Raw genomic sequence first — 22,235 nt, 5'->3', positions numbered from 1 at the left:
AGGCGATCGAAAATGCGAGAAAATCCGGTAACAAATGCCTATGTTGGTGCGAATATGAGGTTGCAATCAACAACGAGCCGGCAAGGCTGAGGAGATCAAATGGACACCCACACCTACCCCGTCACCCGCACCGATGCCGAATGGCGCGCCCGGCTGACGCCGGAGCAATATGCGGTTATGCGCGGCCACGGCACCGAGCGGCCGGGAAGCTGCGCCCTGCTCTACGAGAAGCGTGCCGGCACATTTTCCTGCGTCGGCTGCGACCAGCCGCTGTTCGAATCCAAGCTGAAGTTCGAGAGCGGCACCGGCTGGCCGAGCTTCAACGATCCCGTGCCCGGCTCCGTCGAGAACACCGTCGACCGCAGCTACGGCATGGTCCGCACCGAGTGCCATTGCGCGCGCTGCGGCAGCCATCTCGGCCATGTCTTCGAGGACGGCCCGCCGCCGACCGGCCTGCGCTACTGCATCAATGGCGTGGCGCTGAAATTCGAGCCGGCCGCCTGATCGGCATCTTATGGTTTTCGGCAAAGGGCGGCTTCGGCCGCCCTTTTTCGTATGCGCAGGCTGAGCGCTTCAGGCGACAACTGTGGCGATCAGCCAAAGCGCCGAACCCAGAATCATCAGCGAAGCCTTGGCGCCACCGGATTTCTCGGCCGTCCGCCAGACCGCGATGGTGAGAAAGATGTTGTAGGGCACCGGCAGAAAATGCACCGCCAGCACCGCCCAGAGCGGCAGCTTCAGCCCGAGCAGCACCAGAGCTAGCGCCGAAGAGGCTATGTTGAGGGCCGTGCCGACCAGCAGCATGTCGCGCCCGAACAGCCGGTCGAGCGGGACCTCGCCAAGCCAACGTGAGCGAAAGAAGCCGGCGTTCCGTTTGGCCCCTTCGGGCGCCGCGCCCAGCGCATCGAGATCGTCCATCGGTCGAGCCTTCGCTAACTCAGCATGTCTCGAAAAAGCACCTCGGACGGCGCAGAAATCTGCCGCCGGACCATGTATGATCACATAGCTGTGATCCGTATCGCATTCTGTCATTTGCGCAAATATGGAGGGGTTCGGAATGAGCGATCATGTCTACAACGTTCTCTTTCTTTGCAACGCCAACTCCGCCCGCTCGATCATCGGAGAGGCCATCTTGAACCGGATCGGAGCCGGGCGATTCAAGGCCTATTCCGCCGGCGCGCGACCGAAAGGCAGCGTCAACCCCTATGCGCTTCAGTTGCTGGAAAGCCTGAGCTACGACACGTCCTTTGCCCGTTCGAAGAGCTGGGATGAGTTCTCCGGGCCCGACGCGCCGCAGATGAATTTCATCTTCACCGTCTGCGACAACACCGCGGATGAGAGCTGCCCTGTCTGGCCCGGTCATCCGATGACGGCGCTTTGGGCGGTGCCGGACCCCGCCAAGGCCAGCGGCACGGAAGCCGAGCGGCATCTCGCTTTCGCCGACGCCTACCGCATGCTGAACAACCGCATCGCGGTGTTCAGCAATCTGCCGATGGGGTCGCTTGATCGTCTGGCCCTGCAGGAACATTTGGACGACATCGGCAGAGAGGCCCCGCCGCCGAACTGAACGGGTCGCTGCGCGCGTCGAGGCCGTCAGACTTGCGACCAGGCGTTTCCGACCACCGCAATCACGGCACGCTCGACGCGCGAGCATTCCGTCACCAGCCAGTCGGTCATGGCAGGCCAGTTGTCCTCGGCATAGCAGTTGACCCGCCACATCGAATTGATGCCGAGACCTTGCGAGCTTTGCTCCGGCCTGAGCTGCAGCCGGTCCTCGATCGCCAGCTGGAACGGCTTCAACCGCGACCAGCTTTGCGTGGCGCCGAACTTCTCGTTGCGGCCGAAGAAGACGCCGACATGGTTCTGCGCCGGCGCGACATACATGGAAAGGACCAGGGTGAAGTCGGGCAGCCCGCGCTGCCAGAACCAGGGTCCGCGCCGCGCCAGCCGGGTTCTTTCTTCCGGATGCCGTTCAGCGAACAACGACCAGAAGCCGCGATGACGGAATTCAGAGGCGCGGCGTCCGCCAAAGTCAAATTCGCTCATGGTTCGATGCTCTCTCCAGCATCACACTCGGCCCAGGATCACACTCGACCGAGACTGTTTCGAAATTCGCTCTGGCGAGTCATATGGTGGTGGTTTCGAGAACCGTAGCGGAGCGTACTTAAGTACGTGAGCTCGGTTCTACTGCGACACAGTAGAACCGGGAAGCGCAGAAAACGCCATCAGATGGCCGCCGGAGTAGAATTTCCAGACAGTCTCTACTCCATGCCGAGCGCGGCCATGTACAGATCGAGGATGGCGTCCTCTTCCTGACGCTCGGCCTGGTCCTTCTTGCGCAGCCGGATGATGGTGCGGATGGCCTTGGTGTCGAAGCCGGTGCCCTTGGCCTCGGCGAACACTTCCTTGATGTCGTCGGCGATCGTCTTCTTCTCTTCCTCGAGCCGCTCGATGCGCTCGATGAGGGCACGCAGCTGGCCGGCGGCAACAGTCTGGCTGGTCTCGGTGATATCGTCGGCCATGTTTTTCTCCAAAATTGGTTCCGCGCCGCGACTCGGGGAAAGACGGCGGCAAATTCGAGCCGGTTCGATGCCCGACCGGCGGCGGCGGGTCAAGCTGTTATCGAACAGCTCACCAAGGGCTGCCGACAGAAGCCGACAGCCCGCCCGTTGTTTGCGGACGCTTAAGCGAACGCGATCAGCAGATCCTTGGCATCGATCTGGTCGCCGGCCTTGACCAGCACCTCGGCGACGGTGCCATCGCGCTCGGCATGCAGCGCCGTCTCCATCTTCATCGCTTCGATGGAGAGCAGCACGTCACCGGCCTTCACCGCCTGGCCGGCGGCGACCGAAAGTGCCGAGACCACGCCTGGCATCGGCGCGCCGACATGCGCCTCGTTGCCGGGCTCGGCCTTGCGGCGCGCCTTGGCGGCGGAGGCGCCATGCGCCCGATCCGGCACCTTGACGCGACGCGGCTGGCCGTTGAGCTCGAAGAACACGGTGACCATGCCCTTGTCGTCTACATCGCCGATGGCAAGGCACCGCACCACAAGCGTCTTGCCCTTTTCAATGTCGACGAAGATCTCATCTTCCGACTTCATGCCGTAGAAGTAGGTCGGCGTCGGCAGCACGCTGACCGGGCCGTAGGTCTCCTGCGCGCCGGCAAAGTCGGTGAACACCTTCGGATACATCAGCCACGAGGCGAATTCGTATTCATTGAGCTTGCGCTCCAGTTTCTCCTCGATCTCCTTGCGGCTCGCCTTGAGATCGGCGGGCTTCAAGAGCGAGCCTGGCCGCGCCGTGATCGGCTTGTCGCCCTTCAGCGCCTTCTTCTGCAGCGCCGCCGGCCAGCCGCCGGGCGACTGGCCGAGATCGCCGCGCAGCATCGAGACGACCGAGTCCGGGAAGGCGATGTCCCTGGCCGGGTTCTCGACATCGGCGACGGTCAGATCCTGGCTCACCATCATCAGCGCCATGTCGCCGACGACCTTGGACGACGGCGTCACCTTGACGATGTCGCCGAACATCAGATTGACGTCGTGATAGGTCTGCGCGACCTCGTGCCAGCGTGTCTCCAGCCCGAGCGAGCGCGCCTGTTCCTTGAGGTTGGTGAACTGTCCGCCCGGCATTTCGTGCAGATAGACTTCCGAGGCCGGCCCCTTCAGGTCGCTCTCAAAGGCAGCGTACTGGTTGCGCACCGCTTCCCAGTAGAACGAGATTTTGCGGATCCATTGCGGGTCGAGGCCGGGGTCGCGTTCGGTGCCCTTCAGCGCCTCGACGATCGAGCCCAGGCAAGGCTGCGACGTGTTGCCGGAGAAGGCATCCATCGCCGCGTCGATGGCGTCGACGCCGCTCTCCACCGCCGCCAGCACGGTCGCCGCCGACAGGCCCGACGTATCGTGGGTGTGGAAATGGATCGGCAGGTCGGTCGCCTCGCGCAGCGCCTTGAACAGCACGCGGGCTGCGGCGGGCTTCAGTAGGCCGGCCATGTCCTTGACGGCGAGGATGTGGGCGCCGGCGGCCTGCAATTCACCGGCCAGCCCGACATAATATTTGAGGTCGTACTTGGCCCGCGCCGGATCGAGAATGTCGCCGGTGTAGCACATCGCCGCCTCACACAGCTTGCCCTCGGCGCCGACGGCGTCCATGGCGACGCGCATGTTCTCGACCCAGTTCAGGCAGTCGAAGACGCGGAACAGGTCGATGCCACCGCTCGCCGCCTGCTTGACGAAATGCTGCACGACATTGTCGGGGTAGTTGGTGTAGCCAACGCCGTTGGCGCCGCGCAGCAGCATCTGCAGCAACAGATTGGGGGCCGCCTCGCGCACTTTGCTCAGCCGCTCCCACGGATCCTCGGTGAGGAAGCGCATGGCGACGTCGAAGGTCGCGCCGCCCCAGCATTCCAGCGACAGAAGCTGCGGCAGGGCGCGCGCATAGGTGCCGGCAATATTGGCAATGTCGTGCGTGCGCATGCGCGTGGCGAGCAGCGACTGGTGGCCGTCGCGCATCGTCGTGTCGGTGACCAGAACTTCCTTCTGCTCGCGCATCCAGCCGGCGAATTTCTCCGGACCGAGCACGTCGAGCTTCTGCTTGCTGCCGCCGGGCACATTGCCGTTGAGGTAGGGCACGACGGGTGCGGCCGCATCGGCCTTCGGCATCGGCCGGCCGCGCGTCTCGGGATGGCCGTTGACGCTGACATCGGCCAGATAGTTGATGAGCTTGGTCGCGCGATCCTGCCGTTTGACCTGCTGGAACAGCTCCGGCGTCGTGTCGATGAACTTCGTCGTATAGGAATTGTCGGCGAAGCTCGGATGGTTGATGATCGCTTCGAGGAAGGTGAGGTTGGTGGCGACGCCGCGGATGCGGAACTCGCGCAGCGCGCGGTTCATGCGCGCGATGGTCTCGGCCGGCGTCGGCGCCCACGCCGTCACCTTCTCCAGCAGCGGATCGTAGAAGCGGGTGATGACCGCGCCGGAATAGGCGGTGCCGCCGTCCAGGCGGATGCCGAAGCCGGTGGCGCCGCGATAGGCGGTGATGCGGCCGTAATCCGGGATGAAATTATGCTCGGGATCCTCGGTGGTGATGCGGCACTGCAAGGCATGGCCGTTCAGCCTGATGTCCTTCTGCGCCGGCACGCCTGATTGCGGCGTGCCGATGGCGAAGCCGTCGAGGATGTGGATCTGCGCCTTGACGATGTCGATGCCGGTCACCTGCTCGGTGACGGTATGCTCGACCTGGATGCGCGGGTTGACCTCGATGAAATAGAATTTCCCCGTATCGGCGTCCTGCAGGAACTCGACCGTACCGGCGCCGATATAGCTGGTCTCGCGCGCGATCTTCAGCGCGTAGCCGCAAAGCTCCTCGCGCTGCGACATTTCGAGATAGGGCGCGGGCGCCCGTTCGACGACCTTCTGGTTGCGGCGCTGGATCGAGCAATCGCGCTCGAACAGGTGCACGACATTGCCATGTGTGTCGCCAAGCACCTGCACCTCGACGTGGCGGGCGCGCTCGATCAGCTTTTCGAGATAGACCTCGTCCTTGCCGAAGGCGGCTTTCGCCTCGCGCTTGCCTTCCGTCACCTCGCGGGCGAGATCGGCCTCGGCGCGGATGGCGCGCATGCCGCGGCCGCCGCCGCCCCAGGACGCCTTCAGCATCACTGGATAGCCGATCTCCTTGGCCAGTTTCTTGACCGCCTCCATATCATCCGGCAACGGATCCGTGGCGGGAATGACCGGCACGCCGACCTCGATGGCGAGGTTGCGTGCCGCGACCTTGTTGCCGAGGCGGCGCATCGTGTCCGGCTTCGGGCCGATGAAGGTGATGCCGGCTTGCGCACAGGCTTCGGCGAATTCCGGGCTTTCCGACAGAAGCCCGTAGCCGGGGTGGATGGCATCGGCGCCCGAAAGCCTGGCGACGCGGATCACCTCCTCGATCGACAGATAACTCTCGATCGGCCCCATGTCCTTGCTCAAGTGCGGCCCGCGCCCGACCTGGTAGCTTTCGTCGGCCTTGAACCGGTGCAGCGAATATTTGTCCTCCTCGGCCCAGATCGCCACGGTTTTGAGGCCCAGCTCGTTGGCCGCGCGAAAGACGCGGATGGCGATTTCTGACCGGTTGGCGACGAGGATCTTCGTGATGGCCAAGGACTGGGCTCCAGCAGCGGAAGGAACGGGAAATCGGAGCAATGATTAGCGTGAAAATGCTGCAGCGCAAACAAAATTGACAGGTGATTCAATCGATTTAAATCGAATCTTTGCGACAAAGCCGGTCGCATTCATTCGAACGCGCAAAAAAGCGCCGGAGCTGTCGTTCAAGGCGCGATCATTTTCCGGCTAAGCCGCATATCGTCCGGCCTAAAACCGGGGCCGCTTTTGGACGACATGCCGTGAAACGAAAAATGCCCGGCGCGAAGCGCCGGGCATTTCATAGTGACCGATGTCGACAGGCTTACATCTTCTGGATGTAGGTGTACTTGCCGTCGGCGCCCTTCTTCCACTCGTACATGACGTAGCCGGGCAGCGTCGGATCGCCCTTGGCGTCATAGGACAGATCGCCGAGCACGGTCTTGAACGGGCCGTTCGCATGCAGCGCCTTGGCGACGGCCTGCGGGTCGTTCGACTTGGCAGCAGTTGCTGCTTCCGCGAGCGCCTGCACGGCAGCGTAGGCGTAGAGCGTGTAGGCTTCCGGTTCGAAGCCCTGCGCACGGAACTTCTCGACGAGTTCCTTGTTGGCGGGGATCAGGCGCGGATCCGGGCCGAACGTGTTGAGCGTGCCCGCAACCGCGTCGCCAGCGATCGAAGCCAGCTCGTTCGACACGATGCCGTCGCCGGAAATCAGCGTCGCCTTGAGGCCCTGGTCAGCCGCCTGGCGGATGATCAGGCCGGCTTCGGTGTGCAAACCGCCCCAATAGATGATGGTAACGCCGGCTTCCTTCATCTTGGCGATCAGCGCCGAGAAGTCCTTGTCGCCGACATTGATACCTTCATACATCACTTCCGTGACGCCGGCGGCGTTCATCGCCTTCTTGGTTTCGTCGGCAAGGCCCTGGCCGTAGGTGGTCTTGTCGTGCACGACGGCGATCTTGGCGTCCTTGAAGTTCGCGGCGAGATAGGCGCCGGCAATGCTGCCCTGCTGGTCATCGCGTCCGCAGGTGCGGAACACGTTCCACAGGCCACGCTCGGTGAACTTCGGGTTGGTCGCGGCCGGCGTGATCTCGACGATGTTGTTTTCAGCGTAGACTTCCGAGGCCGGGATCGACACGCCCGAGTTGAAGTGGCCGACCACGAACTTGACGCCGTCGCCGACGAACTTGTTGGCGACCGAGATACCTTGCTTCGGGTCGGAGACGTCGTCGCCGATTTCGAGCTTGATCTGCTCGCCGTTGATGCCGCCCTTGGCGTTGATCTCGGCGACCGCCGCCTCCGCGCCCTTCTGCAGCTGTGCGCCGAAGGCCGCATTCGGACCGGTGATCGGACCGGCAACGCCGAACATTACATCAGCCCACGCGCTGCCACCGAACGCGACCAGCGCGGTCAGGGCGACGGCGGACAAAAGTGTCTTTTTCATTTAAACGCTCCCATTAACGGAGTGGGCGTGGATGAAGCTTTCATGCGATGCCCACCCTTATCGCAGAAAGCATAGTTTGCCGATTTTCAGGCACTTGTCACGCCGATTCATCCCTGACGCGGCGTTAATGATGAACGTCAACCTTTCGGTTTCCAGCTCAAGATTGAAGCTCTTTCGTAGAGCCAATTATACTGCGTGACCATCTGGTTTGTTCGTGTGTATTGATAGCCGACGAAGCCCAATATCATCAGCACGATGGTGTCGACGATATAGTAGTGCAGCGAAAACATCGTGCCGCCAAACAGCGCGTGATGGATGAAGCGGATGCCGATGCCGAGACCCAGCAGATAGGCGAACAGCTGCGGAAAGCTGCGCCAGGTCTGGGCACTGGCCTTGCCGGTCATCCAGGCCGCCCAGCCGCCGAGCAGGCAGGTGACGAAGAAGAACTGCCAGATCGAGGGTTCCTCATAGAGAATGCCCTGCATGATGAAGTCTCCCTAGCATGATCCCGAAAAGTTGCAGACTTTTCGGACAAAGGTCATGCGACAAACAAACAACTTGGAGCGGAATACCGGATGCACACATTCCGCTCCAAACTCAGTGGTGTCCGCCTTCGAGATAGGCGGCGCGCACTTCCGGATTGGCGAGCAGCTCCTTGCCGGTGCCGCTCATCGTCACATTGCCGTTGACCATGACATAACCGCGCGTGGCGAGCTTCAGCGCGCCGAACGCGTTCTGCTCGACCAGGAACACGGTCAGCCCTTGCGTGCGGTTCAACTCGCGGATGGCATCGAAGATCTGCTTGACGATCAGCGGCGCCAGGCCCAGCGACGGCTCGTCGAGCAGCAGCAGCTTGGGTCGCGCCATCAGTGCGCGTCCGATCGACAGCATCTGCTGCTCGCCGCCCGACAGCGTGCCACCGCGCTGGGCGATGCGCTCCTTGAGCCGCGGGAACAGCGTGAACACCTTCTCGACGTCCTCGTCATAGTGCTTGAGGTTGTCGAGGCTGGCGCCCATCTGCAGGTTTTCCATCACCGTCATGCGCGGGAAGATACGGCGACCTTCCGGCGACTGGGCGATGCGCATGCGCGCGATCTCGTGCGTCGGCAACTGGGTAATGTCGGTGCCGGCGAAGGTGATGGTGCCAGCGCGGGCGCGCGGTGCCCCGAAAATGGTCATCATCAGCGTCGATTTGCCGGCGCCGTTGGCGCCGATCAGCGCCACGATCTCACCCTCCTTGACGGTGACATCGACTCCGTTCAGCGCCCGGATGTTGCCGTAGTAGGTTTGCACGCCCTTAATGTCGAGCAGCGTTGTCCCGGCCATTATTTACGCCCTCCACGCGGCTTGGCTGTCGAGGCTTTTCCGGTCGACTTGGCCGTGGCCCGCTCGGACGGCTTTCTTGGCAAGTTGGCCTTTGCATCGACCTGCGCCGCCTTCGAAGCACCCTTCGACACGGTGACACGCTCGCCCTCGCTGTGTCCGACGGTGTCGCTCACCGGTCCGGCCAGGTATGATGACGATGTCCCCGGGCCATGCGCGGCATCCGGCCCTATGTCGAGTTGCTCGATGACGTCTTCGTCGCCGACTTCGGTCAGCACGGTCTCGACCTCCTCGTCGTCGACGCCGAGATAGGCGGCGATGACGCGCGGATCGGTGCGCACCGACTGCGGGCTGCCGTCGGAGATCTTGCGGCCATATTCCAGCACCACGACATGGTCGGAAATCTGCATCACCACGGACATGTCGTGCTCGATCAGCAGGATCGAAGCGCCTGACGTGTTCTTGATGTCGATCAGCAGTTCGTTGAGCGCCGCTGATTCCTTCGGATTGAGGCCGGCGGCCGGCTCGTCGAGGCACAGAAGCTCTGGCCCGGTGCACATTGCGCGTGCGATCTCGAGACGCCGCTGTGCGCCATAGGGCAGGTCGCCGGCCGGATCGTCGGCGCGATCGATAAGATCGGCCTTCTCCAGCCAGTGCCTGGCAAGCTCGATCGATTCGGCCGAAGCCTTGCGGTAGCCGCTGAAGCCGAACAGGCCCAGGATCGTATAGCCCGATGCCTTCATCAGCTTGTTGTGTTGAGCGACCAGCAGGTTCTCCAAGAGCGTCATGCCGGAGAACAGGCGGATGTTCTGGAAGGTGCGCGCCACCTTGGCACGCGCCGGGATCTCATGGTTGGGCAACCGCTCGAGCAGGAAGCTCGAGCCATCGTTCCGGTTGAGCGTGATCATGCCTTCCGACGGCTTGTAGAAGCCGGTGATGCAGTTGAACACGGTGGTCTTGCCGGCGCCATTGGGGCCGATCAGCGCTGTGATCTCGCCGCGCTTGGCGGCGAAGGACAGATCGCCGATGGCGACCAGGCCGCCGAACTTCATCGACAGATGTTGGACCTGGAGGATGGCGTCGTTCATGCCCGGATTGGCTTTCTGAATCGAGTTCGCATTCATCAGCCGTGTCCTTCCTTGGTAAAGGAACCGGAGACGGCCCTTCGCTCTTTCAGGAAAGCGGTCGGTTCGCGACTGCCGACGAAGCCACGCGGCTTCCACAGCATGACGATGACCATGGCCATGCCGAAGAGAAGCATGCGGTAGAGTTCGGGCGTGAAGTCCGGCCCGAAGATCTCCTTGAGGAAGTCGAGTTCGCGCAGCGCCTCGGTGCCGCCGATCATCACCATCGCGGCAACCGCAATGCCGACCAGCGAGCCCATGCCGCCGAGAACGACGATCGCCAGGATGATCGCCGATTCCAGGAAGACGAAGGATTCCGGGCTGACGAAGCCTTGCCGCGCGGCGAAGAACGAGCCGGCGAAGCCACCGAACATGGCGCCGGTGGCAAAGGCGGTCAGTTTGGTGGTGGTGGTGTTGATGCCGAGCGAGCGACAGGCGATCTCGTCCTCGCGTAAGGCCTCCCATGCACGGCCGACCGGCAGACGGCGCAGCCTGATGGTGACGAAGGCGGTGAGCAGGCACAGGCCCAGGATCAGATAGTAGAGGAAGATCTTGTAGTAGGCGCCCGACTGGGCGATGCCCAGCACCTTGGCGATGTAGTTGGGGTCCGACACGTTGAACGACATCAGGCCGAAGAAGCTGACCTTGGGAATGCCGGAAATGCCGGCCGAACCGTTGGTGACCTCACGCCAGTTGATCAGCACCAGACGGATGATCTCGCCGAAGGCCAGCGTCACGATCGCCAGATAGTCGCCGCGCAGGCGTAGCACGGGGAAGCCGAGCAGCACCCCCCAGAGAGCGGCCATGGCGCCGGCGGCCGGCAACAGGATCCAGAACGACAGGCCGTATTGCGTGGCAAGAAGCGCATAGGCATAGGCGCCAAGCGCATAGAAGGCGACATAGCCGAGGTCGAGCAGGCCGGCGAGGCCGACGACGATGTTCAGGCCCCAGGCCAGCATCACATAGATCAGGATCTGGATGCCGAAATTGTCGACCCATTTCAGCGACCCCTGCAGACCGCCGGTGATGGACCAGGCGTTCAGCGACAGCACCGCGACCACGAGGATCGGGTACAGCACAAGCGCCGTGATGCCCAATCTGGTGAAGTTGGCATGGATGAAGGCGCGGAAGTAGTAGATCACGCAAGCCAGCACATAGATGATCGCCAGGGCGCGCAGGAATTGCAGATAGCCGGCCGGTTCTGCTCCCACCCATCCGGCGAGCGAGCTGTTGAACACGAACAGCAGCAGCGCTACGACAACAGCCGCGACGAACCACGGCAACTGGAAGAATCGTGACGCCACGCTGGCCGGCAACAGGCCGGTGGCAACATTGGTTATCTTCTGGCTGGCCATGAAGGGCTGGCCATAGGCGACGTAGAGGAAGCGCCCGACGGCCGTGGCGATCACCACGGCGGCGAGCAGGCCCCAGCGCGTCGTCACGACCAGTTCATTGGACATGTTCTGACCGGTCTTCAGACCGATGAACAGCACGAACAGGCCAAGCGAGATGGCGCCGGCATAGAACCCTTCTTTGAGGGCGCGCTGGATAGGGGTGGCGACGGTGTCGCGCTCGGGAGATACGGTGACGGCCATGATCTCAGACCTTTTCGACTTCTGGCCGGCCCAGAATGCCGGAAGGCAGGAAGATCAGCACGATCGCCAGGATCGAGAACGCCGCGACGTCCTTGTAGTCGATCGAGAAATACGCCGACCACATGCTCTCGATGAAGCCGATCATCAGCCCGCCGAGCACGGCACCCGGCAGTGAGCCGATGCCGCCGAGCACCGCCGCCGTAAAGGCTTTCACACCAGGTGTGAAGCCGTCGGAGAAGGCAACGACGCCGTAATACATCAGGAACAGCGTGCCGGCGACGGCGGCAAGGGCGGCGCCCATGATGAAGGTGATCGAGATGGTGCGGTCGACATCGATGCCGAGCAGCGCCGCCATCTTGCGATCCTGTTCGCAGGCGCGCTGGGCGCGGCCAAGCGAGGTCCTGTTGACCAGGTACCAGAACAGCGCCAGGAGCAGCGCGGTGACGATGACGATGATGATCTGCTTCAGCGACACGCTGACGCCGTTGATGCTGTAGACTTGGCTGACCATTGGCGGGATCGGCTTGTTGCGCGGGCCTTGCGTCACCTGGACGAAATTCGACAGCGCGATCGACATGCCGATGGCGGTGATCAGCGGCGCCAGCCGGAACGAACCGCGCAGCGGCCGGTAGGCCACCTTCTCGATCGTCCAGTTGTAGAGGCTGGTCAGCAGCATCGCTACTATCATCATGATCAGCAGCGCGATGACCACGGGCACCGAATAAAACAGCGCCGTAAGGATCAGAAAAACGATCAGCGCCGAGAAGGCGCCCACCATAAAGATATCGCCATGGGCGAAGTTGATCATGCCGATGATGCCGTAGACCATCGTGTAGCCGATTGCGATCAGCCCATAGATCGATCCCAGCGTCAGCCCATTGATAAGCTGCTGGACAAAATACTGCATGTGTACATGGCTCCCCTGGAATGTCGCCCATGCAGACGCATTCCTTTTCGTATTTCCCCTAGTCGTAAAGTTTCGAGCCCGGATTGCAACGTGATTTTTTTGACCGCCCCGCGTGTTTCTGATTCACGTCGTTTCGACCGCCCGTTTTTTGCACCCGACCCCTGGACTATCGCGGACCCTATCATTGGCATAACGCAATGTCTTTGACGATTCGGCCGTATCATGCGCCCCGTTTCGAAGAAATCGCCGTCAAAATTAGGTGATAAGAAGAATCGTTGCGTTCCTGACACGGCTCGTCTTTTCGCCACACTCCTTTCCCCAAGGTCAGGATTCCTCCTGGCTGACCTCAAAGCCATGCTCGAATGGATCGCGGTCGTCCGCGAGCATCGCATTCAAGCGACTGTGCCTGCCTGGCTGCCGAACAAGGAAATTACCCCACTCCGGATCAGTACGCTGATCCCCCGTCCTCGCTCAGCGCATGCCGCTCCGTGCCCTGAAGGGGAGGATTGAAGACACTTACCAGGATCATGTCGCCGGAGGCGTCGGCACGCAGATAGTGGTCGTCATGTTCGTCGAGCACATAGATCGTGCCGGGTTCGATGCGATGCACCGCGCCGGACATGTCTTCGACCTCACCAGCCCCGGCGATGCAGTAGCAGGCCTCGAAATGCCGCCGATACTGCAGCCGCGATTCGCTGCCGGCGCGCACGACAGTGTGGCAGACGGTGAAGCCCATGCCGTCCCGCTGTGTCAGCAGGCGGTGGCTGGTGCCATTGCCCCAATCCACGAAGAAGTCAGATTTTTCTACATCAGCCAGTTGTCTGGTGAACATGCTTTCTTTCCCTGCAGATCGTGGCCCGGACCAGGAATGCCGGCAAGGCCGATGGAATGGATGCAGGAGTGCCGCAATGTGTATGGACATTCAAATGATTGCTTCTCACCTGATGTGTTAGTAAATTTTACAGATGGACTATATCCCGCTGAATGCCATCCGCGCTTTCGAGGCTGCCGCCCGTCGCTTGAGCTTTTCGGCCGCCGCCGAAGAGCTTCACGTCACGCATCCCGCCGTCAGCCACCAGATAAGGCGGCTTGAAGAGTGGCTGGGCACGCCTCTGTTCCACCGGGACGCACGCAAGGTACGGCTGACGGATGCTGGCGTGATCCTGCAGGCGTCGGCGAGCGGCGCCCTTGCCGAACTCGGCGCCACATGCCGGCGCATCCGCCGCAATGCAGGGTCGGCGACACTGTCCGTAGGCTGCATACCGTCCATCGCCAGCCGCTGGCTGGTTCCCCGCCTGCCGGACTTTACCGCCAGCCATCCCGATATCGGTATGCGGGTGGCTTATGCCAAGGCCGAGGACAGGCTCGGAGATGATGAGAACGATGTGCTGATCACGCTCGGAGCCGATCCGACGCCTGGCGTCACCAGCCTCAAGCTGTTTTCACGCCTCAACCGGCCGGTGTGCAGTCCGCATTACCTCGCTGGCAGGCAGCAGCTACGAACAGCTTCGGGTATCGCTGCCGCCGACCTTTTGCATGACGAGAACCGACAGGGCTGGCGCGAATGGTTCTCCGAGGCCGGCCTGCCCAATGTCGATGTCGGCAACGGACCCGTCTTCGCCGACTTCAACATTCTTGCGACTGCGGTCATCGCCGGCCACGGCGTGGCGCTTTGTCCGGTCGACGTCTTTCGTGACGAACTGAAGCGCGGCGACCTGGTGGTTCTGTCCGATGTCTCGACCAACCGCGACAAGAGCTATTTTCTGACGATGTCGGTGGATGCCTCATCAGCCGCGCGCACCTTCGCCGACTGGTTTCGCCGGGCGGTTTCGGTCGATGCTGATGATCAGCGATCCGCTGGTATCACTTGACCACGAAACCGTGCGCGAACGGATCGCGGTCGTCGATGAAGATCGTGTTCAGTCCGGTCATCCGCGCCCAGCCGCCGATCGAGGGAATGATCGCCGGCTTGCCCGCCACCGTGACCTCTTTTTCGACCTTGCCCTTGAACAGCGAACCGATGATCGATTCATGCACGAAGGCGTCGCCGGCCTTGAGCTTGCCCTTGGCGTGAAGCTGCGCCATGCGCGCCGAGGTGCCGGTGCCGCACGGCGAGCGGTCGATGGCCTTGTCGCCGTAGAAGACGGCATTGCGGGCGTCGGCCCCTTCCACCGTCGGCTTGCCGGTCCACAGCATGTGCGACAGCTTGTTGATGCCGGGATTTTCCGGATGCACGAAGGAATATTTCTCGTTGAGCCGCTGCCGCACCACCGGGCTCCAGGCGATGAAATCGCCGGCGGAATGGTCAGCCATGTCGCGATAGTTCTTCTGCGGCTCGACGATGGCGTAGAAATTGCCGCCATAGGCGACATCGACGCTGATCTCACCGAGCCCGGGACATTCGACGGTCAGCCCCTCGGCATAGAGGAACGACGGCACGTTGGTGATGCGCACCTCCTCGACATACTCGCCGACCTGTTTGTACTCGGCGATAACCAGGCCGGCCGGCGTGTCGAGCCTCAGCACACCTGGCGTCTTCGGCTTGATCAGCCCGTGCTCTATCGCCATCGTCACCGTGCCGATGGTGCCGTGGCCGCACATCGGCAGGCAGCCCGAGGTTTCGATGAACAGGATGGCGATGTCGCAATCCTCTCGCGTCGGCGGATAGAGGATCGAACCCGACATCACATCATGGCCGCGCGGCTCGAACATCAGGCCGGTGCGGATCCAGTCATATTCGGCGAGGAAGTGTGCGCGCCGTTCCATCATCGTCGAGCCCTCGAGCAACGGGCCGCCGCCGGCGACCAGCCGCACCGGATTGCCGCACGTGTGGCCGTCGATGCAGAAGAAGGATTTCTTGGCCATGTCGTTCCTCGAAAAATTCAAAACCGTTGTGGACTGAAGGGGGCGAGATCAACAGGCGCAACCTGCCCCAGGACGATTTCCCGGATCAACCGTCCGGTTGCCGCGGCCTGGGTCAGGCCGAGATGGCCGTGGCCGAAAGCATAGACCACCGGCCGGCTTCCCGACGCTTTGCCGATGACAGGTACCGAATCCGGCAGCGAGGGCCGGAAGCCCATCCATTCGCGCCCGCCCGAGGGATCGAGCCCGGGCAGGAACTGCTGTGCCTTCTGCAACAGCGCCTTCGAGCGGGCAAAATTGGGCGGCCGCTCTATGCCGCCGAGTTCGACGGCACCGCCAACGCGCAGGCCTGTCTCCAGCGGCGTGATGACGAAGCCATGGCCGGAGAAGATCAGCTGCCGCTTCACGTCGAAGGCGCTTTTGGGCAAGGTCGTGTTGTAGCCGCGCTCAGTCTCCAGCGGAATGCGGTCGCCAAGCTGCCGCGCCAAAAGGTGCGACCATGCACCGGCGGCGACGACAAGCTGCCTGGCCTGCCTGGTCGTGCCGTCGGCCAGGGTCAGCGTCGCACCATCCTGATCCGCCGCGACCCGGTCGATCCTGGCCCCTTCAAAGCGGGCGCCCTTGGCCTCGGCGTAGGCCCACACCGCCTTGCCGAGCAGCTTTGGGTCGGCGACCGTCTTCCAGCCCGGCACGAAAGTGCCCTTGATGAAGCGCGGAGACAGCCCCGGCTGCAAACCCGCCAGGCCCTCGCCCTCGACATGGCGAAAGCCGATGCCGAAACGCTCACGCGCCGCCCAGCCGGACAGGGAGGCTTGGAACTCGGCCTCGCTTTCATAAAGTTCGATCGAGCCATCCTCGCGCAGCATCGGCCTTGTGCCGGAGCGATCGAGCAGGCCCATCCATTCCGCTTCGGCGAGCTTCATCATGCCGGCCTGGGCGGCGAGGCTGGCTTCGTATTTCGCTGGCGCGCCGGCGCGCCAGAAGCGGATCAGCCAGGGCAGCAGCTTCGGCAGGTAGGCTGGCGGGATGCTGAGCGGGCCGAGCGGATCGGCCAGCCATTTCGGCAGATTCTTGATCATGCCCTTGTGCGCCAGCGGCAGCACATCCGAGAAGGCGAAGGCCGCCGCATTGCCGGAGCTCGTCTCCTCGCAGATGCCGGTTCGGTCGAAAACCGTAACGTTCCGCCCTGCCTCGGCAAGGAAGGCCGCTGCGCAGATGCCGATGATGCCGCCGCCGATGATGGCGATGTCCTCGCCTTCCCCCCGCGAACGGGGAGAAGGTGCCCCAGTGGCGGAGCGTTGCTCCTGTTCCGGGGATTTGGAATTTCCTGGCACGTCGGTGCTGTCCCTTATTCGGCTGCCACCAGTTTGTCCGCCGATCGAGAAGACGTCTGGAGCGACGGCAGCTTCGGCCGCACCGCCAGCGCATCCCCTATGATCTTCTCGACCGCCTTGCGGCGTTCGCCCGACAGCGGCTGGCGCGGCATGCGCACGCGGTCATTGGTACCAATCGCCAGCACTTCGGCAAGCTTGATGTTTTGGACCAGGTAGGTCGAGACATCGAGGTCGAGCAAGGGTCGGAACCAGCGGTAGATGGCGAGCGCCTCCTCGCGGCGGCCCTGCTTCATCAGCTGGAAGATGGCGACGGTCTCGCGTGGGAAGGCGGTGACCAGACCGGCCACCCAGCCGATGGCGCCGACCGACAGCGCCTCGAAGGCGAGATTGTCGACACCGGTAAACAGATCATAGCGGCTGCCCAGGCGGTTGATGATCTCGGTCGAGCGCCTGATATCGTCGGAGGATTCCTTGATGGCGACGAAGCGCTTGTCCGAAGCCAGCTCCTCCATCTGGTCGACGGTGACGTCGACGCGATAGGCGAGCCGGTTGGAGTAGATCATGACCGGCAGGTCGCCGGCCTCCGCGACTGCGCGCAGCGCCGCGACCGTCTCTTCCGCGTTGGTGTGGTAGATCGGGCTCGGCACCACCATCAGGCCATCGGCGCCTTCACTGGCGGCACGCCTGGCGATGCTGGCGGCCTCGCGGGTGCCTGCTTCATTGACCGTCAGCAGCACCGGCTTCTTGCCGGCGACTTTCTGCGCGGTCTTCAGCACCTCGATCTTCTCGTCAGGCGACAGCATCGGCCCTTCGCCGAGCGAGCCGCAGACGATGATGCCGTCGCAACCGGCCTCCATCTGCAGGCCGAAGCAGCGCTCCATCTCGGCATGGTCGAGCCGATCGTCGGCGGTGAATTTGGTCGTGACGGCGGGGAAAACTCCAGTCCACATAATCGCGTCTCCATCTGATATATCAGTCGTATATCTGTTAAGAAACCTGCTGTCAATGCGGAATCTGTTATGATATATCCCGAATATATCAGGAGATCGCCTTTGATATCCATGGAAGCAACCATGACGTCCGAGCCGGCGGCGGGCAGGGCTTACCGCGTGCTCGAGCATATGATCGTCACGCTGGAACTGGCGCCGGCGAGCTTCGTCACCGAAGGAGCCCTCATCGAAAAGCTGGCGCTCGGCCGCACGCCGGTGCGCGAGGCGATCCAGCGGCTGGCCTGGGAAGGGCTGCTGGACGTCAGGCCACGCGCCGGCATCGCGATCGCGCCGCTGCACCCGGGCGACTGGCTGCGCGTGCTCGACGCCCGCCGCGGCGTCGAAGTGGTACTTGCTCGTTCGGCCGCTCGCTTCGTCACCCGCGAGGCCGCCGACCTGTTTCACGAGGCGGCCCTTGCCATGCAGAAGGCGGTCATCTCGGGCAATGTGCTTGCCTTCATCCAGGCCGACAAGGCGCTCGACGAGGCTCTGGCGATGGCCGCTGACAACCCCTTCGCCGCCCGGTTGGCAGCGCCTCTGCAAACCCACAGCCGCCGCTTCTGGTTCCGCTACAAGGCGGACACGGGCCTCGCCGAATCAGCCGAGCATCATGTCGCGCTGATCCGCTCGATCTTGGACGGCGACGAGGAAGCAGCCGCCAAGGATGCCAAGCGGCTGATGGCACTGCTGCGCGGCCATGCCGAGGTCGCCGCGACGCGCTGAGCGATCAGATTCCTTGCGCGGTGGCGATGGCGGTATTCTCCCATCCGTCACCGGTCGCGAAAATGCAGCTCCGGCCCTGCACGTCGGTCACCAGCATCGACCAGGTCCCACTTGCCGAAACATAGACCTCGACAATGGCGGCCTGGCCAACCACACCGTAGCCGATCTGCTTTTGTTGCAAGGCCTTTGCCAATGCCGCAACAAGGTCACTGTGGCCGCCGCAGATGAATTGCGCCTGTGCCGATAGCGTCGACAGCGCCAGCGCGATGCCGATCGCGGCTATCCTGATCCATCGAAACGAAAATTTGTGTGCCATGGGGGCACCTCCTTCGCCTTGGCGTTCCGGCAAAGGGAGGCACATAGGCAGCCTCAATATACCGAAACGCTCCAGGCCGGGTTCGACGTCTTCATCACGTCACTCCTTCTGGTTTCCGGTCTGTCGTCAGGGAACTTTATCATTCCCTGGAATCGATATGGTGAGGCCTCGATCCGAAAACAAGCGCCATTTCGGAGCTCGCGGCGCGTTGCAGGACGACGACCCGCGTCAAGCTTCCGCGGGTTCGCGAAGGGCCGCCCATTTCAGCAAGGCATCGAGAGCGGGGCACAGTGCCTGGCCCCAGTCGGTCAAGCAGTATTCGACCTTCGGCGGCACCTGGTGGTGCACGATACGGCGAACGATGCCGTCGGCCTCCATCTGTCGCAACTGCTGGATCAGCATTTTCTGCGAGATCGCCGGGATCGCCCGTTCGAGGTCGGAAAAGCGCAGCACCTTGCCGCCGAACAGGTGAAACAGGATCACCAGTTTCCAGCGGCCTTCGAGGATACGCAGCACATTCTCGACGCCACTTGCCGCCGACAACGGCGTCAGCACCTCCGGCTTACTTTCGGGCCCAACCTTACTTTCAGGTAAGTACCTTACTTTTTCGTCGGTTCTTGTCATTTCAGCAGCATATCGCATTTTAGAGGCCGGACAAGTGCCGCAGGCCTGCAAGCCGACGGCAGGAACTGGAACCGGAGATGCCATCATGACCGCAAAGCTTCCGCAGCCGCTGGCCGATTATTTTGCCGCCAAGAACCGGCATGACATCGACGCCATGCTCATTCCTTTCGCGTCGGACGCCACGGTCAAGGACGAAGGCAAAACCCATCGGGGTTCGGACGCCATCCGCGGCTGGATGGAGGAGACGACACGTAAATATCGGGTGACCGTCGAGGTCGCCGAGGCGACCGCCAATGGCGATGCATGGCGGATCGCCGGCATCGTGTCGGGAAATTTCCCAGGCAGCCCTGCGACGCTGCACTACGTCTTCACATTGACCGACGACCGGATCACGCGACTGGATATCGGCGCATGACCGTCATCCCGAAATTTGCGATCGACGACCGGGAATTCGCCGGCAAGCGCGTTCTGGTCACCGGCGGCACCAAGGGTGCCGGCGAAGCCCTCGTGCGAAGACTTTCCGCGGCAGGCGCGATCGTTCTCACGACCGCCCGCTCAGCGACCGAAGCATGCCGGCCGAAGCTGTTCGTGCAGGCCGATGTGAGTACTTTGGCGGGTACCGAGACAGTTGCCGCGGCCATCATGGAACAGCTTGGTGGCATCGACATCATCGTGCACAGCGTCGGCGGTTCGAAGAGCCCGGGTGGCGGGTTTGCCGGACTGACCGATCAGCTCTGGCAGGACGAGCTCAGCCTGAATCTGTTGGCGGCGGTGCGGCTCGATCGCCTGCTTGTCCCGCATATGATCGAGCAAGGCGCAGGCGTGATCGTCCACATATCGTCGATCCAGCGCCGCCTGCCGCTGCACGAATCCACCATCGCCTACGCGGCGGCCAAGGCAGCCCTCTCAACCTACAGCAAGGCGCTGTCGAGGGAGCTTGGTCCGAAAGGCATCCGCGTCAACTCAGTGGCGCCGGGCTGGATCCACACCAGCGCTTCGGAAGCCATGGTGAAACGACTGGCATCCCACTCGGGTTCGGATGAGGCAACCGCCCGCCAGGGCATCATGGATGCGCTGGGCGGCATCCCGATCGGCCGGCCGGCATGGCCGCAGGAGGTTGCCGAACTGGTGGCATTTCTTGTCTCGGACCGAGCGGCATCGATCCACGGCGCCGAATACGTCATCGATGGTGGCACGATTCCAACGGTGTGATGCAAAAGAAAAGGGCGCAACAAAAGCTGCGCCCTGATTTTGTGAAAATAAACCCCAGATCTCAGTTCATCGTCGGGATGACGAATTCCGCACCGTCCTTGATGCCGGACGGCCAGCGCGAGGTCACCGTCTTGGTCTTGGTGTAGAAACGGAAGGCGTCCGGACCGTGCTGGTTGAGGTCGCCGAAGGACGACGCCTTCCAGCCGCCGAAGGTGTAGTAGGCGATCGGCACCGGGATCGGCACATTGACGCCGACCATGCCGACCTGGACACGGCTTGCAAAGTCGCGCGCGGCATCGCCGTCGCGGGTGAAGATGGCGACGCCATTGCCCATTTCGTGGTCGTTGGCGAGCTTGATCGCGCTCTCATAGGTCGGTGCGCGCACCACCGAGAGCACCGGCCCAAAGATCTCTTCCTTGTAGATGCGCATGTCTGCCGTCACATTGTCGAACAGGCAGCCGCCCATATAGTAGCCGTCCTCATAGCCCTGCATCTTGAAGCCGCGGCCGTCGACGACGAGCGTGGCGCCTTCCTTGACGCCGGTGTCGACATAGCCCTTCACGCGCTCCAGCGCCTGCGCCGTCACCAGCGGGCCGAAATCGGCGCCCGAATCCGTCGACGGGCCGACCTTGAGGCTCTCGACGCGCGGCACCAGCTTTTCCATCAGCCGGTTGGCGGTGTCGTTGCCGACCGGGACAGCCACCGAGATCGCCATGCAGCGCTCGCCGGCCGAGCCGTAGCCGGCGCCGATCAGCGCGTCGACGGTCTGGTCCATGTCGGCATCGGGCATGATGATCATGTGGTTCTTGGCGCCGCCGAAGCACTGCACGCGCTTGCCGGCGGCGGTGCCGCGCGAATAGATGTAGTGGGCGATCGGCGTCGAGCCGACAAAGCCGACGGCCTTGATGTCGGGATCGTCGAGGATGGCGTCGACGACTTCCTTGTCGCCATTGACGACGTTGAGGATGCCTGCCGGCAGGCCGGCCTCGAGGAACAGTTCGGCGATGCGGATCGGCACGCCCGGGTCACGCTCCGACGGCTTCAGGATGAAGGCATTGCCACAGGCGATTGCCGGCGCGATCTTCCACAGCGGGATCATTGCCGGGAAGTTGAACGGCGTAATGCCGGCAACGACACCGAGCGGCTGGCGCATCGAATAGACGTCGATGCCGGGACCGGCACCATCGGTGAACTCGCCCTTCATCATATGCGGCGCGCCGATGCAGACCTCGACCACTTCGAGGCCGCGCTGAATGTCGCCCTTGGCATCGGCGATCGTCTTGCCGTGCTCGCGCGCCAGTATGTCGGCCAGTTCGTCATAGTCGCGGGCGACCAGTTCGAGGAATTTCATCAGCACGCGCACGCGGCGCTGCGGGTTGGTGGCGGCCCATTTCGGCTGCGCCGCCTTGGCGTTCTCGACGGCTGCGCGCAGTTCCGCCTGCGAGGCCAGCGCCACCGTGCCGCGCACGGAGCCGTCCATCGGCTGCATGACGTCCTGCTTGCGGCCGCTGGTGCCGGCGACACGCTTGCCGCCGATGAAATGACCGTATTCGATCATGATGTCTCTCCCTTGTTTGTGATGCTGCATTCTCCGCCTTTGTGGTGGCGAAGGCAACGCGAGGGAGAACGCAACCGTTGTGCAGAAAATAGATAACGGTTGA

The 22,235-nt window shown here is 62.8% G+C and carries 23 protein-coding genes; 6 read left to right on the top strand and 17 right to left on the bottom strand.

Annotated features, from left to right (window positions below; all coding sequences use genetic code 11):
- The first annotated feature begins 99 nt into the window (after nucleotides 1-99).
- On the top strand, nucleotides 100-504 hold the full coding sequence (msrB, locus tag CKW40_RS17230; protein WP_013529102.1) for a peptide-methionine (R)-S-oxide reductase MsrB: 405 nt from the start codon (nucleotides 100-102) through the stop codon (nucleotides 502-504).
- A 69-nt stretch (nucleotides 505-573) separates the two neighbouring features.
- On the opposite strand, the gene CKW40_RS17225 is transcribed toward msrB, so the two are convergent.
- Nucleotides 574-918 (bottom strand): hypothetical protein, encoded by a 345-nt coding sequence (locus CKW40_RS17225; RefSeq protein ID WP_095201102.1) that lies wholly within the window; start codon nucleotides 916-918, stop codon nucleotides 574-576.
- 139 nt (nucleotides 919-1,057) lie between these two features.
- On the opposite strand from CKW40_RS17225, the gene CKW40_RS17220 reads away from it, so the two are divergent.
- Nucleotides 1,058-1,567: an arsenate reductase ArsC gene (locus CKW40_RS17220; RefSeq protein ID WP_095201101.1), complete on the top strand. Its 510-nt coding sequence runs from the start codon at nucleotides 1,058-1,060 to the stop codon at nucleotides 1,565-1,567.
- Nucleotides 1,568-1,593: 26 nt separating this feature from the next.
- Here the strand turns inward: CKW40_RS17220 and CKW40_RS17215 are convergent, their stop codons facing one another.
- The 10 genes from CKW40_RS17215 to CKW40_RS17170 all read right to left on the bottom strand — a co-directional run bounded on the left by CKW40_RS17215 (nucleotide 1,594) and on the right by CKW40_RS17170 (nucleotide 13,346).
- A complete protein-coding gene (locus CKW40_RS17215) occupies nucleotides 1,594-2,046 on the bottom strand; it encodes a hypothetical protein (RefSeq protein ID WP_095201100.1) in 453 nt (150 codons plus the stop codon).
- A 215-nt stretch (nucleotides 2,047-2,261) separates the two neighbouring features.
- Nucleotides 2,262-2,522, bottom strand: coding sequence for a DUF2312 domain-containing protein (locus tag CKW40_RS17210; protein ID WP_027053014.1), 261 nt, complete (start codon nucleotides 2,520-2,522; stop codon nucleotides 2,262-2,264).
- Between the two features lie 161 nt (nucleotides 2,523-2,683).
- On the bottom strand, nucleotides 2,684-6,142 hold the full coding sequence (pyc, locus tag CKW40_RS17205) for a pyruvate carboxylase (RefSeq protein WP_095201099.1): 3,459 nt from the start codon (nucleotides 6,140-6,142) through the stop codon (nucleotides 2,684-2,686).
- A 304-nt stretch (nucleotides 6,143-6,446) separates the two neighbouring features.
- On the bottom strand, nucleotides 6,447-7,565 hold the full coding sequence (locus CKW40_RS17200) for a branched-chain amino acid ABC transporter substrate-binding protein (RefSeq protein ID WP_095201098.1): 1,119 nt from the start codon (nucleotides 7,563-7,565) through the stop codon (nucleotides 6,447-6,449).
- A gap of 137 nt (nucleotides 7,566-7,702) precedes the next feature.
- Nucleotides 7,703-8,050 carry a DUF6867 family protein gene (locus CKW40_RS17195; RefSeq protein WP_095201097.1) on the bottom strand — a complete coding sequence of 116 codons (348 nt, stop codon included), beginning with the start codon at nucleotides 8,048-8,050 and terminating at the stop codon, nucleotides 7,703-7,705.
- 112 nt (nucleotides 8,051-8,162) lie between these two features.
- A complete protein-coding gene (locus CKW40_RS17190) occupies nucleotides 8,163-8,891 on the bottom strand; it encodes an ABC transporter ATP-binding protein (protein WP_095201096.1) in 729 nt (242 codons plus the stop codon).
- Nucleotides 8,891-10,012 carry an ABC transporter ATP-binding protein gene (locus CKW40_RS17185; protein ID WP_095201095.1) on the bottom strand — a complete coding sequence of 374 codons (1,122 nt, stop codon included), beginning with the start codon at nucleotides 10,010-10,012 and terminating at the stop codon, nucleotides 8,891-8,893. Before CKW40_RS17185 ends, CKW40_RS17190 begins: the two co-directional genes overlap by 1 nt.
- Nucleotides 10,012-11,607, bottom strand: coding sequence for a high-affinity branched-chain amino acid ABC transporter permease LivM (gene livM / locus CKW40_RS17180; protein ID WP_095201094.1), 1,596 nt, complete (start codon nucleotides 11,605-11,607; stop codon nucleotides 10,012-10,014). Before livM ends, CKW40_RS17185 begins: the two co-directional genes overlap by 1 nt.
- Before the next feature lie 4 nt (nucleotides 11,608-11,611).
- Nucleotides 11,612-12,514, bottom strand: a complete 903-nt coding sequence (locus CKW40_RS17175) for a branched-chain amino acid ABC transporter permease (protein WP_095201093.1) — start codon at nucleotides 12,512-12,514, stop codon at nucleotides 11,612-11,614.
- 445 nt (nucleotides 12,515-12,959) lie between these two features.
- Nucleotides 12,960-13,346 carry an ectoine synthase gene (locus CKW40_RS17170; protein WP_095201092.1) on the bottom strand — a complete coding sequence of 129 codons (387 nt, stop codon included), beginning with the start codon at nucleotides 13,344-13,346 and terminating at the stop codon, nucleotides 12,960-12,962.
- Nucleotides 13,347-13,479: 133 nt separating this feature from the next.
- Between CKW40_RS17170 and CKW40_RS17165 the strand changes: the two genes are divergently transcribed.
- Nucleotides 13,480-14,385: a LysR substrate-binding domain-containing protein gene (locus CKW40_RS17165; RefSeq protein ID WP_095201091.1), complete on the top strand. Its 906-nt coding sequence runs from the start codon at nucleotides 13,480-13,482 to the stop codon at nucleotides 14,383-14,385.
- Here CKW40_RS17165 and CKW40_RS17160 read toward each other — a convergent pair.
- Genes CKW40_RS17160 through CKW40_RS17150 form a run of 3 tightly spaced genes read right to left on the bottom strand, consistent with a single transcriptional unit; the run spans nucleotide 14,378 to nucleotide 17,660 of the window.
- Nucleotides 14,378-15,379 (bottom strand): 4-hydroxyproline epimerase, encoded by a 1,002-nt coding sequence (locus tag CKW40_RS17160; RefSeq protein ID WP_095201090.1) that lies wholly within the window; start codon nucleotides 15,377-15,379, stop codon nucleotides 14,378-14,380. The two genes, CKW40_RS17165 and CKW40_RS17160, sit on opposite strands and share 8 nt — an antisense overlap.
- A gap of 17 nt (nucleotides 15,380-15,396) precedes the next feature.
- The gene (locus CKW40_RS17155; protein WP_179297999.1) at nucleotides 15,397-16,710 is read right to left on the bottom strand and encodes an NAD(P)/FAD-dependent oxidoreductase; all 1,314 of its coding nucleotides are present in this window, start codon (nucleotides 16,708-16,710) and stop codon (nucleotides 15,397-15,399) included.
- Nucleotides 16,711-16,724: 14 nt separating this feature from the next.
- Nucleotides 16,725-17,660 carry a dihydrodipicolinate synthase family protein gene (locus CKW40_RS17150; RefSeq protein ID WP_095201089.1) on the bottom strand — a complete coding sequence of 312 codons (936 nt, stop codon included), beginning with the start codon at nucleotides 17,658-17,660 and terminating at the stop codon, nucleotides 16,725-16,727.
- A 69-nt stretch (nucleotides 17,661-17,729) separates the two neighbouring features.
- On the opposite strand from CKW40_RS17150, the gene CKW40_RS17145 reads away from it, so the two are divergent.
- Nucleotides 17,730-18,422 (top strand): GntR family transcriptional regulator, encoded by a 693-nt coding sequence (locus tag CKW40_RS17145; RefSeq protein WP_179297998.1) that lies wholly within the window; start codon nucleotides 17,730-17,732, stop codon nucleotides 18,420-18,422.
- 4 nt (nucleotides 18,423-18,426) lie between these two features.
- Here CKW40_RS17145 and CKW40_RS17140 read toward each other — a convergent pair whose 3' ends face one another.
- Both CKW40_RS17140 and CKW40_RS17135 read right to left on the bottom strand, forming a co-directional pair.
- Nucleotides 18,427-18,738, bottom strand: a complete 312-nt coding sequence (locus CKW40_RS17140; protein ID WP_095201088.1) for a hypothetical protein — start codon at nucleotides 18,736-18,738, stop codon at nucleotides 18,427-18,429.
- A gap of 228 nt (nucleotides 18,739-18,966) precedes the next feature.
- Complete coding sequence (locus tag CKW40_RS17135) at nucleotides 18,967-19,290, bottom strand: winged helix-turn-helix transcriptional regulator (protein ID WP_179298008.1); 324 nt, start codon at nucleotides 19,288-19,290, stop codon at nucleotides 18,967-18,969.
- 157 nt (nucleotides 19,291-19,447) lie between these two features.
- Here CKW40_RS17135 and CKW40_RS17130 point away from each other — a divergent pair, with 157 nt between their 5' ends.
- Both CKW40_RS17130 and CKW40_RS17125 read left to right on the top strand, forming a co-directional pair.
- Nucleotides 19,448-19,777 (top strand): nuclear transport factor 2 family protein, encoded by a 330-nt coding sequence (locus CKW40_RS17130; RefSeq protein WP_095201377.1) that lies wholly within the window; start codon nucleotides 19,448-19,450, stop codon nucleotides 19,775-19,777.
- Nucleotides 19,774-20,574 carry an SDR family oxidoreductase gene (locus CKW40_RS17125; RefSeq protein WP_095201086.1) on the top strand — a complete coding sequence of 267 codons (801 nt, stop codon included), beginning with the start codon at nucleotides 19,774-19,776 and terminating at the stop codon, nucleotides 20,572-20,574. The genes CKW40_RS17130 and CKW40_RS17125 overlap by 4 nt, the downstream gene beginning before the upstream one ends.
- A 61-nt stretch (nucleotides 20,575-20,635) precedes the next feature.
- Here the strand turns inward: CKW40_RS17125 and CKW40_RS17120 are convergent, their stop codons facing one another.
- A complete protein-coding gene (locus tag CKW40_RS17120) occupies nucleotides 20,636-22,132 on the bottom strand; it encodes a CoA-acylating methylmalonate-semialdehyde dehydrogenase (protein ID WP_095201085.1) in 1,497 nt (498 codons plus the stop codon).
- Nucleotides 22,133-22,235 lie beyond the last annotated feature (103 nt).

It is taken from the genome of Mesorhizobium carmichaelinearum (assembly GCF_900199455.1).
GTDB classification, from domain to species: Bacteria; Pseudomonadota; Alphaproteobacteria; order Rhizobiales; family Rhizobiaceae; genus Mesorhizobium; species Mesorhizobium carmichaelinearum.
Note: the sequence above shows the minus strand (reverse complement) of the source record. Positions and strands in the feature narration are given on the sequence as shown.

What these genes read in the sequence shown, in the direction of transcription:
- msrB (WP_013529102.1), top strand. Translation starts at nt 100, where the DNA reads ATGGACACCCACACCTACCCCGTCACCCGCACCGATGCCGAATGGCGC.
- CKW40_RS17225 (WP_095201102.1), bottom strand. Translation starts at nt 918, where the DNA reads ATGGACGATCTCGATGCGCTGGGCGCGGCGCCCGAAGGGGCCAAACGG.
- CKW40_RS17220 (WP_095201101.1), top strand. Translation starts at nt 1,058, where the DNA reads ATGAGCGATCATGTCTACAACGTTCTCTTTCTTTGCAACGCCAACTCC.
- CKW40_RS17215 (WP_095201100.1), bottom strand. Translation starts at nt 2,046, where the DNA reads ATGAGCGAATTTGACTTTGGCGGACGCCGCGCCTCTGAATTCCGTCAT.
- CKW40_RS17210 (WP_027053014.1), bottom strand. Translation starts at nt 2,522, where the DNA reads ATGGCCGACGATATCACCGAGACCAGCCAGACTGTTGCCGCCGGCCAG.
- CKW40_RS17200 (WP_095201098.1), bottom strand. Translation starts at nt 7,565, where the DNA reads ATGAAAAAGACACTTTTGTCCGCCGTCGCCCTGACCGCGCTGGTCGCG.
- CKW40_RS17195 (WP_095201097.1), bottom strand. Translation starts at nt 8,050, where the DNA reads ATGCAGGGCATTCTCTATGAGGAACCCTCGATCTGGCAGTTCTTCTTC.
- CKW40_RS17190 (WP_095201096.1), bottom strand. Translation starts at nt 8,891, where the DNA reads ATGGCCGGGACAACGCTGCTCGACATTAAGGGCGTGCAAACCTACTAC.
- CKW40_RS17185 (WP_095201095.1), bottom strand. Translation starts at nt 10,012, where the DNA reads ATGAATGCGAACTCGATTCAGAAAGCCAATCCGGGCATGAACGACGCC.
- livM (WP_095201094.1), bottom strand. Translation starts at nt 11,607, where the DNA reads ATGGCCGTCACCGTATCTCCCGAGCGCGACACCGTCGCCACCCCTATC.
- CKW40_RS17175 (WP_095201093.1), bottom strand. Translation starts at nt 12,514, where the DNA reads ATGCAGTATTTTGTCCAGCAGCTTATCAATGGGCTGACGCTGGGATCG.
- CKW40_RS17170 (WP_095201092.1), bottom strand. Translation starts at nt 13,346, where the DNA reads ATGTTCACCAGACAACTGGCTGATGTAGAAAAATCTGACTTCTTCGTG.
- CKW40_RS17165 (WP_095201091.1), top strand. Translation starts at nt 13,480, where the DNA reads ATGGACTATATCCCGCTGAATGCCATCCGCGCTTTCGAGGCTGCCGCC.
- CKW40_RS17160 (WP_095201090.1), bottom strand. Translation starts at nt 15,379, where the DNA reads ATGGCCAAGAAATCCTTCTTCTGCATCGACGGCCACACGTGCGGCAAT.
- CKW40_RS17150 (WP_095201089.1), bottom strand. Translation starts at nt 17,660, where the DNA reads ATGTGGACTGGAGTTTTCCCCGCCGTCACGACCAAATTCACCGCCGAC.
- CKW40_RS17145 (WP_179297998.1), top strand. Translation starts at nt 17,730, where the DNA reads ATGATATATCCCGAATATATCAGGAGATCGCCTTTGATATCCATGGAA.
- CKW40_RS17140 (WP_095201088.1), bottom strand. Translation starts at nt 18,738, where the DNA reads ATGGCACACAAATTTTCGTTTCGATGGATCAGGATAGCCGCGATCGGC.
- CKW40_RS17130 (WP_095201377.1), top strand. Translation starts at nt 19,448, where the DNA reads ATGACCGCAAAGCTTCCGCAGCCGCTGGCCGATTATTTTGCCGCCAAG.
- CKW40_RS17125 (WP_095201086.1), top strand. Translation starts at nt 19,774, where the DNA reads ATGACCGTCATCCCGAAATTTGCGATCGACGACCGGGAATTCGCCGGC.
- CKW40_RS17120 (WP_095201085.1), bottom strand. Translation starts at nt 22,132, where the DNA reads ATGATCGAATACGGTCATTTCATCGGCGGCAAGCGTGTCGCCGGCACC.